Raw genomic sequence first — 14,334 nt, 5'->3', positions numbered from 1 at the left:
CAGACCACGACTTTGGGAGGACTGACTAAATGGATCGTCGTTCATTTTTGAAAACCACCGCTCTGGGCAGCAGCGCGGCGGCAGCAACGGCGCTGGCCGCACCTGCCTATGCTCAGGGTAAGCGGACCCTGACAATGGTGACATCATGGCCGCGCGGCTTTGCCGTTCTGGATGACGCCGCCACCTATATGGAGCAGATGGTCGGCGAGATGTCCGACGGTCAGTTGACCATTGAAAAGAAAGCACCGGGCGAACTGGTGGGCGCGCTGGAAGTATTCGACGCTGTTTCATCGGGTCAGGCGGATATGTATCACTCGGCCGACTACTACTTTATCGGTCAGCACCCCGGTTATGCCTATTTCACGGCTGTTCCGTTTGGCGGAACCGCGCAGGAACTGACCAACTGGTACTATCACGGCGGCGGCGAAGAGCTGCATGACGAGCTGGGCCAGATCTTTAACCTCAAAGGCTTGCTGGCAGGAAACTCGGGTTCGCAGTCCGGTGGCTGGTTCCGCAACGAGATCAACTCGGCCGCAGACTTCAACGGGTTGAAGTTCCGCATGCCCGGTCTGGGCGGTAAGGTTTTGGGTAAACTGGGTGCGTCCGTTCAGAACATTCCCGGTGGTGAACTGTATCAGGCGCTGTCTTCGGGTGCGCTGGATGGTCTGGAGTGGGTTGGCCCCATGGCCGATGAACGCGCCGGGTTCCAGGAAGTTGCCAAGGTCTACTACACCGCTGGCTTCCACGAGCCGGGCTCGGGTCTGTCATCGTCCGTTAACCTGGACGTCTGGAACGAGCTGACTCCTGCGCAACAGGCAATCATGCGCTATGCGTCGATGGCCACGACCCACTATCAGCTGGCAGAAACGCTGGCCAATAACGGTGCCGCGTTGGCACGTCTGCAGTCGCAGGGCGTCAAGACGCTGCAGTTCTCGGATGATGTCTGGGATGCGTTCGGAAAAGCATCTGCCGAAGTCATGGACGAGAACATGGGTGACGAGCTGTTTGCCCGCATCCGGACATCGTTCGAGGAATCGCTGGCAACATCGGCGTCGTGGATCAACAAATCCGACGGCTACTATGTCCAACAGCGTGTCCGCGTTCTGGGTGGCTAAGTAACAGCCCGAAATCCTTGAGGCCTCACGCATGTGGGGCCTCTTTTCAATAGATATTCTCTGAATCTGGGGACCCCTGCTAAAGTAGAGGCCACGGACATTCAGATGAGTGAGGGACATCATGGACGATAGCAGCTCGGTTGGTTTGACCGACGCTCTTGCCGCAATCGGCGGCGGGATAGTCTGGGTTCTGCAAAATCTGGCGCAAGCCTTTTACAATATTGGCTACGCGGTGACCCATCCGGGCCTTTGGCTGGATTGGTCCGACAAAGAAGCTGTCATGCGCTTCGTCTACTATGGCGGGTCGGTTGAGTTCTTCTTTGCCGTTTTTGCAATTCTTCTGGTCATCACGATCATCGGTATAATTCGCAACCCCTTCATGTGGGGCTGTGTCAGGGTGCTTGAAGGATTCACAAATACCCTTGGCAGGTTCTTTGCATGGGCCGGTCTGCTGATGGTGCTGCAACAGATCATCATCGTGATCATGCAGCGCATTTTCACAAGGCCCGACATTGTGATCGCGTTTGGTATTCCGGTGCAATTTGACATCAGCTGGTATGCAGAAATGCTGAAGTTTTACAACGCGTTGGTGGTGTCCTTTTGCGTGGGTTACACGTTTGTCCAGGGCGGACATGTGCGCGTTGACCTGCTGTATGCGCCAGCGCGGTTCGGCACCAAGAAGGTGGTCGACATGCTGGGCTCTGTCTTCTTCATGATGCCACTGGCGGTTCTGGTCTGGATGTATGGCTGGTACTTCATGTGGCGGCATCTGATCGTGCCGAAACCATCGGCCAGCGACACACTGGATCGTCTTTTGATGAAGGCCAGGGCAATGCGATGGAATGTCGAGACCATCGGCTTCAGCCCCAACGGATTCACCGCGTACTTCCTGTTCAAGATCATGCTGGTGGCGTTTGCCGGGCTGGTGTTTCTGCAGGCAGTCGCATTCTTGTACCGGTCGTATCTTGAATATGTCGAAGGGCCGGAGAGTGATGGAAAATACCTTGACAAGGACAGCCTTGGCGAGGGCGAAGAAGCCTACGAAGGCGCTCATTAAGGACGGAGACCAAGACAATGCTATTCGGACTTGATGGCGTCGAAATAGGCCTCATTATCGTATTTTTCTGCCTTTTCGGAGGCATCCTTTCCGGGTTCCCGGTGGCTTTTGCCATCGGCGGGGCCGGTATCATCTCATTCGGGATCATCGCGGCGTTGGACAGCGCCGGGTTGTTGATACACCAGGCGATCGACACAGGCACGCAAGCCTATCGGGATTTGGTGAACTCGGGGGTAAAGCCAGAGACGATATCCATATTCCGGTTCCCGGAATTACCAAGGATAGGCGAGCCGGTCTTCCCCTCGGGTTGGGAAACCGCGTTGGATCGCAACGTGTCCTTTATCGTCAACCGCATCAACGAACGCGTCTTGGCGGGACAGGCGATCGAGACACTGCTGGCCGTCCTGATGTTCGTTTTGATGGGGATCACGCTGGAGCGGTCGAAGATCGCCAATGATCTGCTGACTACAATGGCGCGCGTCTTCGGTCCTTTGCCGGGCGGTCTGGCCGTTTCGATCGTTGTCGTCGGCGCGTTTCTGGCCGCTTCGACCGGGATCGTGGGCGCGACCGTTGTGACGATGGGTCTTCTGGCGCTGCCGACCATGTTGCGGAACAACTATGCGCCGGAACTGGCGACAGGTGTCATCGCGGCCTCGGGAACGCTTGGGCAGATCATCCCACCGTCAATCGTGATTGTTCTGTTGGGGACATTGGCGGGCGATCTGTATTCAACCGCTCAGGAAACCCGCGCGGTTGAGGCCGGGTGTACGGACGCTCTGACTTACCTGGGTGAGCCTGCGGTTGTTTCGGTAGGGACGCTGTTCCAGGCGGCTCTGCTTCCGGGTATCATGCTTGCTTTGCTATATGCCCTCTATGCCTTTGGTTACGCATTACTGAACCCCGAGAAAGCCCCAGCGGTTGAGCTTGGTGGTAGCGGTGGTGAGCCGATTACCCGCAGTGAAGGTCTGACCTGGCTTTTGGGTGCGCCTGTTGCGCTGATTGTTGGCGTCCTGTTGTTGGGCAATATGGGCGTCATTGGTAGCCAGAACATCACTGTCTCGGCGTTTTCGGATATAGGTGAGGGCGCTTCGCTGCGTACCAACGTATCGGAAGAATGTAAGGCTTCGATGATCGAACTTCACGGTCAGTCCGCCTGGGATCAGGCCGTGGCCGAGCAACAAGCGCTGGACGAAGCCGGTGGCGTCACGCAGGCACAACGTCTGTCCGAGGAAGAACTGGCCGCCGCACAGGATGCCAAGATTGCTGCGGCAGCTCCGATTGGCACTGGCGTTGCGGTCATCGTCGTACTGCTGGGTCTGACGTTGCTGATGGGCCGCGGCATTGCCCCTTCACAATCGACGCAGCCGCTGATCGTGGGGGCCATTGGGCTTCTGTTGATGCTGCTGGTTGACCTTGTGGCGATCTCTCCGACAACGACGTCCGGGACCACGTTCCTGCTTTTGGCGGTGCCATTTGCGCTGGCAATCTATGGCTGCAAATTCGCAGCCGAGCGCTGCGCCACCAATGATCTGATCCGGGTGGTGTTCCCGCCGTTGGTTCTGATCATCGCGGTGCTTGGCTCGATCCTGGGGGGTATCACCAACCCAACACCAGCCGCGGCGCTGGGTGCGGGTGGTGCGATCATGCTGGCGGCCTATCGCAAGCTACAGGATCAGGGCCTCACCGGAAAAGTGATCATCTGGTCAACTCTTGCCATCATCATCTGCATGCTGATGGGGATCAACTTTGACCTGCGGATCAATCAGGATGGTGTGACAGTCGAAAGCTGGATTGCCTTCTTCATTGCCTACGCAGCTTACCTCTACGCGCTGTTCGGCCTGATTTTTGCATGCTGGGTGTTGTATTCAGGCGGTGTTCTGACCCCAATCGTACGTGAGACGGCCAAAGTGACCTCGATGGTTTTCACCATCCTGATCGGATCGCAACTTCTGAACCTGGTTGTGATCTCGTTCGGTGGTGAGCACTATATCCAGCAGTTCCTGCGTAGTTTCGACAATGAGTTCACTGTCTTCCTGATCGTGATGCTCGTGCTGTTCATCCTGGGTTTCGTGCTGGATTTCCTTGAGATCATTTACATCGTGATCCCAATCGTCGGGCCGGTGATTTATGGTGGCTCATTTGATCCGAAATGGGTGACGATCATGGTGGCCGTGAACTTGCAGACCTCGTTCCTAACGCCACCGTTCGGGTTTGCTTTGTTCTATCTACGAGGCGTCGCGCCGAAAGAGGTGACAACCGGTCATATCTATCGGGGTATCATACCGTTCGTGATCATCCAAGTGGTTGGGATCGGCATCCTGTGGACCTTCCCGTCGATTGTCACGATCATTCCGGATCTGATCCCGAATTGATCCGATCGGATTAAAACAACACAGCCGGGGGCTTTCGAGCCTCCGGCTTTTTTGTTGCTTCTATTTCGTGGGGTTCGGTCAGCAGGCTGAGACACCAATTTTGTCACGCCCGATAGATGGGGCGACAACGCAAACCCTCTCCAACTTGGGTAAGGTGAACGGCTCACTCAGAGAATTGGAGCAAATCCCATCGGTTGCCAAATGGATCGCGCCAGACAGCCACCGTGCCATAGGGTTCATGGCGTGGCTCTTCTTCGAAATGGACACCATTAGCCATCATCGCCGCGTAATCGCGTTCAAAATTATCTGTTTGCAGGAAAAATCCGACGCGACCTCCGGTCTGGTTTCCGACGGCGGCGACCTGATCAGGACCTTGTGCACGCGCCAAAAGCAATGAGCCTGAATCGGTTCCCGGAGGCGTTACCAGCACCCAACGTTTGCCGCCGCCAAGGTCGATGTCCTTGGTTAAGGTGAAGTTGAGCTTCTGGGTATAGAAGGCAATAGCGGCATCATCGTCCGGCACCACAAGGGTGACAGCATGAAGCGTTTGATGCATGTGTGATCAGCCTTTGGTGGGGTGACGATCGGGTAATTGAATACCCGCGACCTGTTCGGCAATGGGGGCTGTAGACAGGGGGTGATGGGCGGTTTCGTTCAGGTCGTCCGGGTTTTTGATACGGCGCCATTCACCTTGCATGTAAGCCTCAAGACCGGCAAACCGCGCCTTGTACCCCATCTTCGGGCTGCCCGGAACCCAATAGCCCAAATAGACGTAAGGCAGACCCGCCTCGCGCGCGATATCAATGTGATCCAGGATCATGTATGTCCCCAATGAGCTTTGCGGCTGCTCGGGGTCATAGAACGAATAAACCATGCTCAGACCGTCATCCAGAACGTCCGTCAGGCTTACCGCGATCAGTTCTTTGGTATCGGGATCGGCATACTCGACGACGCGGCTGCGGATCGGGGTTTCTTCGATCATCGCGGCGAACTCGAAAACGTCCATATCGGCCATACCACCATCGGCGTGGCGCGTGTCGAGGTAGCGCCGGAACAGCTCGTACTGTTCGTCTGTTGCCCAAGGGGAATTCGCGCGGCGTTGCAGGTGAGAATTACGCTTGGCCGTGCGTTTTTGACTTTTGTTGGGGCGGAAGGCCGATACGTCGATTCTGGCCGACAAGCAGGCGGCGCAATCGGTGCATGATGGGCGATAGAGCACGTTTTGCGACCGGCGAAACCCTTGTTGCGAAAGGGAATTGTTCAACTGATCAGCGCCTTCCCCCTGAAGGGCTGTGAACAACTTACGCTCCATCCTGCCCTCAAGGTAAGGGCAGGGTTGGGGTGCGGTTACATAGAATTGCGGCGCAATTGGCAGCGTGTGTCGCATGAAGGTCCCGTCTCTCCTGAAACGGGATGATAGCAACGGTTCCCTGAGCCGCCAAGTGATTCACTTGATTGAATTTATGCCCGCTGATTGATCATGACCGTTCCAAGGAACGAGTCCGTCAAACCCTGGCAACGTGCGTTCGTTAGCATCATGATGACCGAGATGATTTGCACCACGAAAAACGCCATGCTGACAAAGTATCCGGCGGTATGGGCCACAGCTTTGCCAGTATCCAGGCGCGATCCGAACGCATCGCGTAACTCGATGCCCATAAAGCGCATGCCCAACGTTGCGGATGCATTTGCAATCGTAACGACGCGATAGACAAAGCTGAGGACAGCATAGATCAGCGGTAGAAAGAAAAGCCCCGCGCCGAGCGTCAGGAAGACCGGCACGATGCACAGCAGTGAGATAAAAGCGATATCAAAAAGCCACGCTACAAAGCGTTTGGTCACCACCGACTGATAGAATTCGGGTTGGCTGTCTGGATCGGGTAGGTGGGTCATTCAGTTTTTCCGGGAGGTTGTTCTGGACTACCCTGTCCCGAAATCCGGGACAGGGCAAGATTGGATCAGGCACGTTCGCCGTTGTCGCCTTCATCGCGGTTTTCGCGGGCGCGCTCGTCCATGAACTGGTCGAATTCAGCCTTGTCTTTGGCTTCGCGCAGGCGGCGCAGGAACGCTTCGAAATCTTGCTGTTCCCGTTCTAACCGGGCGAGTGTATCCGACTTGTAGGCGTCAAAGGCGCTGTTGCCCGACGGTTTCATGGCGCTCATGTGACTTTGCCACGACTTGCGGCGGCTGCAGGATTTGCTGAACATGCGTTTGCTCCAAATCATATAGGCCAGAAGGGCAAGGCCAACGGGCCAAAAAAAGATGAAACCCAGCACCATGGCGGCGATCCAGGCGCCCTTGCCCTTGTCATCCATCCAGGCCTCGGCACGGTAAAGCCATCCCGGGTTTGCAGGAACGGCGTGGTCGGATAGTGCGGTCATTTCGTATCTCCTGGGTTGATGTAAATCGTATTCACATTCTAAAGATGGGATGTACAAGGCCAGTTGCAAGGGGTCTATGTGAAAAAGATTTACATTGACAGATGAGGGGCGGTCTCTGGTTGACCTTCGCCGTGATCGGGCGCAGGTTTCGCACATGCAAAACAACGATGTTAAACCCACCCCTTCGCTTGAAGATATCCTTTCTCTGGAAAAGCAGGTTTGGAAGGCGCTGGTCGATGGCAATGCGTCGGCTGATCGGGCGCTGTTGAGTGCGGATTTTCTGGGAGTGTACCCCACCGGGTTTGCAAATCGGGATGATCACGTCAGTCAGTTCGCCGATGCGCCAACAATGGCCCGGTACGAATTGAGCCAAGCTCAGCTGCGGGTTTTGACCCCGGACATAGTGTTACTGAGCTACCGAGCCGACTACCAGCGCACAGGGCTTGATGTGCAAGAGGCGATGTTGATCTCATCCCTGTGGGAGCGTCGCAATGAGGTTTGGGTCAACAGCTTCAGTCAGGACACCCCGTTGGAGGTCCGATGACTGCGCCGCTGACCATTCATCGCGTACCACGCGCATTCGATGCCCCGCTTGGCGAGGAAGCCCTGCGCGCCGTAGCAGACGTTACGCCGGAACAGCGTGAATTGATCGCAGGCGCAGCGGGGAGTAGCCCGTATCTGAAAGGGTTGATCGAGCAAGAGCGCGATTGGCTGCCCGGTGCCTTGCTGCACCCCGACCAGGCATTGGCTGATTTGATGGACGCGGTGCGACGACTTCCTCCGGACCAGCTTAAACCCGGATTGCGACAGGCCAAACGGCGGCTGGCGCTGCTGACCGCGCTGGCCGATCTGGCGGGCGCATGGCCGCTGGAAAAGGTGACCGGGGCGTTGACGGAGTTTGGGGCGCTGGCTGCGGATGTGGCCGCAAAGGCCGAAATCGCAGCGCTCATCCGGCGTGGCAAACTGCCGGGGATGGGGCCGGACGACGTGGAAACAGCCGCCGGGATGATTATCCTTGCGATGGGCAAGATGGGCGCGTTTGAGTTGAACTACAGCTCGGACATCGACCTGATTGTGCTGTTTGACGAAACTCGGTTTGACCCGGATGATTTCTACGACGCGCGGCACGGTATGGTGCGTGCTACGCGTAATTTCTGCGCCACGCTCAGCGATAAGACCGCTGATGGCTATGTGTTCCGCACCGATTTGCGACTGCGCCCTGATCCAGCGGTAACGCCGGTCTGCATGGCGGCTGAAGCGGCTGAACGCTATTACGAAAGCCTGGGCCGCACGTGGGAGCGGGCAGCCTACATCAAAGCACGCCCCTGCGCCGGCGACATCGCTGCCGGGCAGCGGTTCCTTGATACGCTGCGCCCGTTTGTCTGGCGCCGTCATCTGGATTTTGCGGCCATTCAGGACGCCCATGACATGCGCCTGCGCATTCGCGAGAACAAAGGAACCGGTGGCGCACTGACAATACCGGGCCACGACATGAAACTGGGGCAGGGCGGTATCCGAGAGATCGAGTTCTTCACTCAGACCCGTCAGTTGATCGCCGGGGGGCGCGATCCCGACCTGCGCGTGCGCGGCACCGTGCCTAGTCTGTCTGCGCTTGCTGAAAAAGACTGGATCCCTCAGGAGGTCGCGGAAAAACTGACCGATCACTACCGCGCTCATCGTCAGGTCGAACACCGTATCCAGATGGTTCATGATGCGCAGACCCACAAGGTCCCGCAGTCTGCAGACGGGATTGAGCGTGTGGCCTGTCTGATGGGGATTGACGGCGCAGAGCTAACTGCCGACCTGACCCGCCGTCTGACCGAGGTGCACGAGTTGACCGAAGGGTTCTTTGCCCCCGGGTCTTCGACTCCGGCACCGGCCAGAGAGGCCGAATTCGACCAAGGTGTTCTGGCCCGCTGGACCACGTATCCAGCGCTCCGCTCGCAACGCGGGCGGCGGATATTCGAACGGCTGAAGCCCGAGCTTCTTTCACGTCTTTCGAAAACGGCGAAACCGGATGAGGCGTTGCTGGCGTTGGACGGGTTCTTGTCAGGTTTGCCTGCTGGCGTGCAACTGTTTTCCCTGTTCGAGGCAAACCCGCATTTGATCGATCTACTGGTTGATATCGTCGGTACTTCACACACGCTGGCGGCGCATCTGTCGCGCAACGCATCCGTGTTTGACGCGGTGATCGGTGGCAGCTTCTTTGCCGCCTGGCCCGGGCAATCAGTCTTGCAGGCCGAGTTGGAACAGGCTCTTGAGCAAGAGCATGACTATGAAACGAAACTGGATTTTGCGCGCCGCTGGTGCAAGGAGTGGCATTTCCGTATCGGTGTTCACCACCTGCGCGGGTTGATCGATGGCGTTAAGGCCGGGCAATACTATGCCGAACTGGCCAGCGCCGTTATCGCAGCGATCTTGCCTTGCGTTACCGAACAATTCGCAAAGAAACATGGGCCTGCGCCGGGGCGCGGGGCATCCGTTTTAGGTATGGGATCGTTGGGGGCAGGGCGGATCAATTCGCAATCCGATCTGGACATGATCGTCATTTATGACCCGCTGGATCAGGAGATGTCTGACGGACCGCGCCCGCTTGCCACGCGCACATACTATGCCCGGTTCACGCAGGCACTAATCACAGCGCTATCAGCGCCGATGTCGCAGGGGCGGCTTTATGAGGTCGACATGCGCCTGCGCCCCTCGGGCAATCAGGGGCCAGTAGCAACCAGCCTGTCCAGTTTCATCAGCTACCAGCAAAACAAAGCCTGGGTGTGGGAGCATCTGGCCCTGACCCGTGCCCGCGTGGTTGCCGGTGATTCAGGGTTGGCACAGGATATTGAGGCATTCCGCACAGATTTTCTGTCTGAGCCCGTAGATCGCCACAAGGTTCTGCGCGAAGTGGCCGAGATGCGGGCGCGTCTGGCGGCAGCCAAATCTCCGGCGGGCATCTGGGATGTCAAGAATGGTGCAGGGCGAATGATGGATATCGAGTTGGTGGCGGAAACCGGCGCCCTGATATCCGGTGTTGCGCAGCGTGATGTCTCCAGCGGGTTGGACGGTGCTGTCGCAGCCGGATTACTGGACGTCGCCCAGGCGCAAAATCTCAAGGCCTGCTATGATCTATGCTGGTCCGTGCAATGCGCTGCCCGGTTGTTGTCTGGCAAGGTTATTGAGGCTGATAAGATCGGCGAGGGCGGCACGGCCTTCCTGTGCCGGGCCACTGGCTTTGAGCAGGTCGAACAGTTGCAGGCAGCGCTGCAAGAGAGTTATACCGCCGCCGCCGATATCATCGGCCGCGTGATCGAGGAGGGGCAGGATGCCGCGCAATAATGATCCAAACGATCACAAGGGTCTGATCCGCGAAGCCTATCGTATCGAAGGGATCACACTGCCCGAATGCCGCAGTATCTTTCTGGACTGGGCGCTTAGCCTGCCTGCTGATCGGGATCAAACGCAGGCTCTGAACGATCTTCACGCCGTCTATGCCGCGCAAGAAGCGGATCATCCTATGACGCAGGTGCTGGCCGAAGGGTTGCAATCGGCCAAGGCACCGAAACGGCGCGGCGGGTGGCGATCTCGGCCCCGCTAGGGCTTTTCCCCGGACGCGTTCGCCACTAAGAGGGCGTCATGACCCAAGCCACCGACCGCCCCCGTATCCGCCTGAAACCCAAAGCCAACGCACGTGGCCTGCGACATGGTTTTCCGTGGGTCTACGCCAATGATATCGTGACCGACCGCCGGACACGCAAAATTCCTTCGGGTACCTTGGCGGTGCTCGAGGACGACAAACGCAATCCGATCGCGTTGGTCGCCGTGAACCCAGACTCGAAGATCATGTGCCGTGTGCTGGACCGCGATCTGGATGCGCAACTGGATGCCGATTGGTTCGAAACCCTCCTGCGCCGCGCGCTTGAGATGCGCGAACGCCTGTTCGACGCGCCGTACTACCGTCTGATCCATGCCGAGGCGGATGGCTTTCCCGGCGTGATTATCGACCGCTTTGGTGAGGCTTGCGTGATTCAGCCCAACGCCGCCTGGGCCGAAGTGCATCTGGAAACTCTGACCGACGCGCTGGTTGCGGTGACGGGCGTGACGACAGTTCTGAAAAACGCCTCGGGTCGCACACGCGGGCTTGAGGGGCTGGATGACGTAAACAAGGTCTTGCGAGGAACGGCGCCTGACGCTCCGCTGTCCGTGCCGATGAATTGCGCGACCTATATGGCTGACCTCACCGGAGGCCAGAAAACCGGTCTGTTTTATGACCAACGCCCCAACCATGCCTTCGCCGCACGGTTGGTGCAGCCGGGTGCAAAGGTGCTTGACGTGTTCAGCCACGTGGGGGGCTTTGGCTTGGCGATGCTGGCCGGAGGGGCCGAACACGCCTTGTCCGTTGATGGTTCGGTCGCAGCGCTTGAACTGGCGGCGCAGGGCGCGCAGGCCTCGGGCTTTGCAGATCGTTTGCAGACTCGCCAAGGCGATGCCTTCGACGTGCTGACGCAACTGGGCGAGGAGGGCGCGCAATTCGACGTAGTCATCTGCGACCCACCCGCTTTTGCACCGTCAAAACAGGCGCTGGATGCAGGGTTGCGCGCCTATGAACGCATCGCGCGCCTTGCTGCGCCACTGGTGACGCCCGGTGGGTATCTTGGTCTCTGTTCATGCTCGCATGCGGCTGATCTGGGCCGGTTCCGTGATGCGTCCTCACGCGGGATTGGTCGGGCAGGGCGACAGGCTCAACTGATCCATACGGGTTTCGCTGGCCCCGACCATCCGCAACTGCCGCAACTGGCGGAAAGTGGCTACCTCAAGGCGGTGTTTTACCGGTTATGAAGGCGGTTCTTGATACCTGCGTCATCTATCCCACGGTGATGCGAGAGATGCTGCTGGGCGCCGCCAGGCTGGGCCATTTTACGCCGGTGTGGTCTGCACGAATCCTTGAAGAATGGGCTCGCGCAGCCCGCAAACTGGGACCGGAAGGTGAGGTTCAGGCCCGTGCCGAAATCGCCTTGACCCAAGCACAATGGCCAGAGGCCGAACGCAACGCGAACCCGGGGCTTGAACAGCGGCTGTGGCTGCCTGACAGCGCTGATATTCACGTTCTTGCAACGGCAGTGGGCGCATCGGCGGACGTCATCGTAACCGTCAATGCAAAGGATTTTCCAAAGAACATTCTTTCGGAAGAAGGTCTTGACCGCCGCGACCCTGACAGCTTGTTACTCGGGTTCTGGCAAATTGACCCCGCCGGAATGGGGGATGTTGCCGCGCGTGTGCTGTCAGAAGCCAATCGATTGTCCGGCGACCAATGGGCCATGCGGGCGTTGATGAAAAAGGCGCGCTTGCCGCGTTTGGGGAAGGCGTTGGCCACCTAAGGCCTGTCCCGAGGCAAGCGAATTGCCGCGCCTGTCTAGGCTTCTGTGCCCCAGCGCTGCTCAAGCGCCTCAAGCGCGGCGATGCGTTCGTCGGTTTTGGGGTGGCTCATCAGCCAAGCAGGAACGACACCGGCCCGCTGCTGCGTCAGGTTTTCCAACTTGTGAAACAGGGACTTTTGCGGCCCTATCCCGATCCCTGCCTTTGTCAGCAGGGCGGCTGCATATTCATCGGCCTCATACTCATCCCCGCGTGACAGACGCGACGCGAGAAGATGGGTCAGAGCATTGGCAATCCACGCCCCGATAAAGGGAATGAAGCGGTTCAGAAGCATCATCAACGCCGCCCGCATCGCGTTTTGGCCCGAGAAATCAATCATCCGCCGACGCGCGTGACCCAAGGCCACATGCCCCAATTCATGCGCAATCACGCTGGCCATTTCCTCGGCCGAGACCTCTCCGCTGCGAAACTTGCGATAAAAACCACGCGTGATGAAAATTCGACCATCAGGCGCAGCAAGGCCATTCACGGGGTCGATTTCGTAGATATAGACGGGAACGCGTTCGATACCCAACGCCGCTGCAAGCCGATCGGTCATACGTTTCAGTGCCGGATCTGCAAGTTCGGTTGATTTTGCATCCAGCTCGCGATGCGTGCGCCAGACGGAAACACGATACATCACAAGGGCATAGGCGATTGCCAGCAGGATTGGGGTAAAACGAAACATGCCCAAGATATGGGTGCGTCTGGAGACAAGGGCAATCAAAAAGTTGTTGGTTGTTCGTGGACACGTCATCCGCAGCCACGACCAGCATTTGCTTAGTGGCCCTAGCACTCAACAATCAGATGCCGTCGATTAACGTGTCAGCTCTCGCATGCCTTTTTCAAGCCCTGCAAGTGTCATTGGCATCATACGGTCCTCGAAAATGTCCTGAATCATGCCGATGGAGTGGGTGTAATTCCACTGCTTTTCCGGCACCGGATTGATCCACAGGTTTGACGGCCACTGCTCGCGCGCGCGCTGCAGCCAGACCTGCCCAGATTCCTGGTTCCAATGCTCGTTCGCGCCGCCGGGATAAGCGATTTCATAAGGGCTCATCGAGGCATCGCCAACAAAGATGCACTTATAATCCGAGCCATAGGTGCGCAGTACCTCATAAGTGGGTATTTGCTGATCCCAGCGACGGCGGTTGTCGCGCCAGACACCTTCATAAAGGCAGTTGTGGAAATAGTAGTATTCCAAATGCTTGAACTCGGTCCGGGCGGCCGAGAACAATTCCTCGACCACTTTGACATGCGGATCCATTGAACCGCCGACATCTAGGAACAGCAGAACCTTTACCGCGTTGTGGCGTTCGGGGCGGGTTTTGACATCCAGATAGCCATGTTCGGCGGTGGCGCGGATCGTGCCATCAAGGTCAAGCTCTTCAGCCGCGCCTTCGCGCACCCAGCGGCGCAGGCGTTTCAGCGCGACCTTGATGTTACGGGTGCCCAGCTCAACCGTGTCGTCCAGGTTCTTGAACTCCCGCTTGTCCCAGACTTTGACCGCACGCTTGTGGCGGCTTTCTTTCTGGCCGATGCGGACACCTTCAGGATTATACCCATACGCCCCGAACGGAGAAGTTCCGGCCGTCCCGATCCACTTGTTGCCGCCCTGATGACGGCCTTGCTGCTCGCTGAGCCGTTCGCGCAGCGTTTCCATCAGCTTGTCAAAACCACCAAGGGCTTCGATCTCAGCTTTTTCTTCATCGGAGAGGTGCTTTTCAGCCATCTTGGCCAGCCAGTCAGCAGGGATGTCGACCGCCTCCATCACCTGCTCAAAGCTGATCGCATCCAAGCCTTCAAAACTGGCGGCAAAGGCGCGATCGAACTTGTCGATGTTGCGTTCGTCTTTCACCATCGAGACGCGGGCGAGGTAGTAGAACGCCTCAACATCATAGGTCGCCAGACCCTTTTTCATGCCCTCAAGAAAGGTCAGGTATTCGCGCAATGAAACGGGAACGCCGGATTTCCTGAGGTTTTCGAAGAAGGGCAGAAACATC

14 protein-coding genes are annotated in these 14,334 nt (G+C 57.8%); 8 read left to right on the top strand and 6 right to left on the bottom strand.

Annotation, left to right across the window (positions count from 1 at the left end; all coding sequences use genetic code 11):
• Positions 1 to 29 precede the first annotated feature (29 nt).
• The 3 genes from LCM21_RS02880 (at position 30) to LCM21_RS02870 (ending at position 4,544) form a co-directional block, all read left to right on the top strand.
• A complete protein-coding gene (locus tag LCM21_RS02880; protein ID WP_068331828.1) occupies positions 30 to 1,115 on the top strand; it encodes a TRAP transporter substrate-binding protein in 1,086 nt (361 codons plus the stop codon).
• A gap of 121 nt (positions 1,116 to 1,236) precedes the next feature.
• Positions 1,237 to 2,172 (top strand): TRAP transporter small permease subunit, encoded by a 936-nt coding sequence (locus LCM21_RS02875; protein WP_068331826.1) that lies wholly within the window; start codon positions 1,237 to 1,239, stop codon positions 2,170 to 2,172.
• Between the two features lie 17 nt (positions 2,173 to 2,189).
• Entirely contained in the window at positions 2,190 to 4,544 is a 2,355-nt protein-coding gene (locus LCM21_RS02870) for a TRAP transporter large permease (RefSeq protein ID WP_224889235.1), read from the top strand.
• A 163-nt stretch (positions 4,545 to 4,707) separates the two neighbouring features.
• On the opposite strand, the gene LCM21_RS02865 is transcribed toward LCM21_RS02870, so the two are convergent.
• From LCM21_RS02865 to LCM21_RS02850, 4 genes are all read right to left on the bottom strand, one after another.
• Positions 4,708 to 5,100, bottom strand: coding sequence for a VOC family protein (locus LCM21_RS02865; protein WP_224889234.1), 393 nt, complete (start codon positions 5,098 to 5,100; stop codon positions 4,708 to 4,710).
• A gap of 6 nt (positions 5,101 to 5,106) precedes the next feature.
• Entirely contained in the window at positions 5,107 to 5,931 is an 825-nt protein-coding gene (locus LCM21_RS02860; RefSeq protein ID WP_068331818.1) for an arginyltransferase, read from the bottom strand.
• A 74-nt stretch (positions 5,932 to 6,005) separates the two neighbouring features.
• Positions 6,006 to 6,437 carry an RDD family protein gene (locus LCM21_RS02855; RefSeq protein ID WP_224889233.1) on the bottom strand — a complete coding sequence of 144 codons (432 nt, stop codon included), beginning with the start codon at positions 6,435 to 6,437 and terminating at the stop codon, positions 6,006 to 6,008.
• Positions 6,438 to 6,502: 65 nt separating this feature from the next.
• Positions 6,503 to 6,925: a DUF2852 domain-containing protein gene (locus LCM21_RS02850; protein ID WP_224889232.1), complete on the bottom strand. Its 423-nt coding sequence runs from the start codon at positions 6,923 to 6,925 to the stop codon at positions 6,503 to 6,505.
• A 154-nt stretch (positions 6,926 to 7,079) separates the two neighbouring features.
• Between LCM21_RS02850 and LCM21_RS02845 the strand changes: the two genes are divergently transcribed.
• The 5 genes from LCM21_RS02845 to LCM21_RS02825 are packed head-to-tail and all read left to right on the top strand — an operon-like array spanning position 7,080 to position 12,294.
• Positions 7,080 to 7,469, top strand: a complete 390-nt coding sequence (locus tag LCM21_RS02845; protein ID WP_224889231.1) for a nuclear transport factor 2 family protein — start codon at positions 7,080 to 7,082, stop codon at positions 7,467 to 7,469.
• Positions 7,466 to 10,255 carry a [protein-PII] uridylyltransferase family protein gene (locus LCM21_RS02840; protein WP_224889230.1) on the top strand — a complete coding sequence of 930 codons (2,790 nt, stop codon included), beginning with the start codon at positions 7,466 to 7,468 and terminating at the stop codon, positions 10,253 to 10,255. The genes LCM21_RS02845 and LCM21_RS02840 overlap by 4 nt, the downstream gene beginning before the upstream one ends.
• Positions 10,242 to 10,514, top strand: coding sequence for a hypothetical protein (locus LCM21_RS02835; RefSeq protein WP_224889229.1), 273 nt, complete (start codon positions 10,242 to 10,244; stop codon positions 10,512 to 10,514). Before LCM21_RS02840 ends, LCM21_RS02835 begins: the two co-directional genes overlap by 14 nt.
• A gap of 38 nt (positions 10,515 to 10,552) precedes the next feature.
• Entirely contained in the window at positions 10,553 to 11,755 is a 1,203-nt protein-coding gene (locus LCM21_RS02830; protein ID WP_224889228.1) for an RSP_2647 family RNA methyltransferase, read from the top strand.
• Positions 11,752 to 12,294, top strand: coding sequence for an RSP_2648 family PIN domain-containing protein (locus LCM21_RS02825; protein ID WP_224889227.1), 543 nt, complete (start codon positions 11,752 to 11,754; stop codon positions 12,292 to 12,294). The genes LCM21_RS02830 and LCM21_RS02825 overlap by 4 nt, the downstream gene beginning before the upstream one ends.
• 35 nt (positions 12,295 to 12,329) lie before the next feature.
• Here the strand turns inward: LCM21_RS02825 and LCM21_RS02820 are convergent, their stop codons facing one another.
• Positions 12,330 to 13,019, bottom strand: coding sequence for a M48 family metallopeptidase (locus tag LCM21_RS02820; RefSeq protein ID WP_224889226.1), 690 nt, complete (start codon positions 13,017 to 13,019; stop codon positions 12,330 to 12,332).
• A 129-nt stretch (positions 13,020 to 13,148) separates the two neighbouring features.
• A complete protein-coding gene (locus LCM21_RS02815) occupies positions 13,149 to 14,333 on the bottom strand; it encodes a vWA domain-containing protein (protein WP_224889225.1) in 1,185 nt (394 codons plus the stop codon).
• Position 14,334: the final 1 nt, after the last annotated feature.

It is taken from the genome of Ruegeria profundi, assembly GCF_020171505.1.
Taxonomy (GTDB): domain Bacteria; phylum Pseudomonadota; class Alphaproteobacteria; order Rhodobacterales; family Rhodobacteraceae; genus Ruegeria; species Ruegeria profundi.
This window is presented reverse-complemented; position numbering and strand designations above follow the sequence as displayed.

Excerpts from the sequence above, each read along its gene's own strand:
- LCM21_RS02845 (WP_224889231.1), top strand. The coding sequence starts at position 7,080 with ATGCAAAACAACGATGTTAAACCCACCCCTTCGCTTGAAGATATCCTT.
- LCM21_RS02820 (WP_224889226.1), bottom strand. The coding sequence starts at position 13,019 with ATGTTTCGTTTTACCCCAATCCTGCTGGCAATCGCCTATGCCCTTGTG.
- LCM21_RS02860 (WP_068331818.1), bottom strand. The coding sequence starts at position 5,931 with ATGCGACACACGCTGCCAATTGCGCCGCAATTCTATGTAACCGCACCC.
- LCM21_RS02840 (WP_224889230.1), top strand. The coding sequence starts at position 7,466 with ATGACTGCGCCGCTGACCATTCATCGCGTACCACGCGCATTCGATGCC.
- LCM21_RS02855 (WP_224889233.1), bottom strand. The coding sequence starts at position 6,437 with ATGACCCACCTACCCGATCCAGACAGCCAACCCGAATTCTATCAGTCG.
- LCM21_RS02870 (WP_224889235.1), top strand. The coding sequence starts at position 2,190 with ATGCTATTCGGACTTGATGGCGTCGAAATAGGCCTCATTATCGTATTT.
- LCM21_RS02880 (WP_068331828.1), top strand. The coding sequence starts at position 30 with ATGGATCGTCGTTCATTTTTGAAAACCACCGCTCTGGGCAGCAGCGCG.
- LCM21_RS02815 (WP_224889225.1), bottom strand. The coding sequence starts at position 14,333 with ATGTTTCTGCCCTTCTTCGAAAACCTCAGGAAATCCGGCGTTCCCGTT.
- LCM21_RS02865 (WP_224889234.1), bottom strand. The coding sequence starts at position 5,100 with ATGCATCAAACGCTTCATGCTGTCACCCTTGTGGTGCCGGACGATGAT.
- LCM21_RS02835 (WP_224889229.1), top strand. The coding sequence starts at position 10,242 with ATGCCGCGCAATAATGATCCAAACGATCACAAGGGTCTGATCCGCGAA.
- LCM21_RS02825 (WP_224889227.1), top strand. The coding sequence starts at position 11,752 with ATGAAGGCGGTTCTTGATACCTGCGTCATCTATCCCACGGTGATGCGA.
- LCM21_RS02875 (WP_068331826.1), top strand. The coding sequence starts at position 1,237 with ATGGACGATAGCAGCTCGGTTGGTTTGACCGACGCTCTTGCCGCAATC.
- LCM21_RS02850 (WP_224889232.1), bottom strand. The coding sequence starts at position 6,925 with ATGACCGCACTATCCGACCACGCCGTTCCTGCAAACCCGGGATGGCTT.
- LCM21_RS02830 (WP_224889228.1), top strand. The coding sequence starts at position 10,553 with ATGACCCAAGCCACCGACCGCCCCCGTATCCGCCTGAAACCCAAAGCC.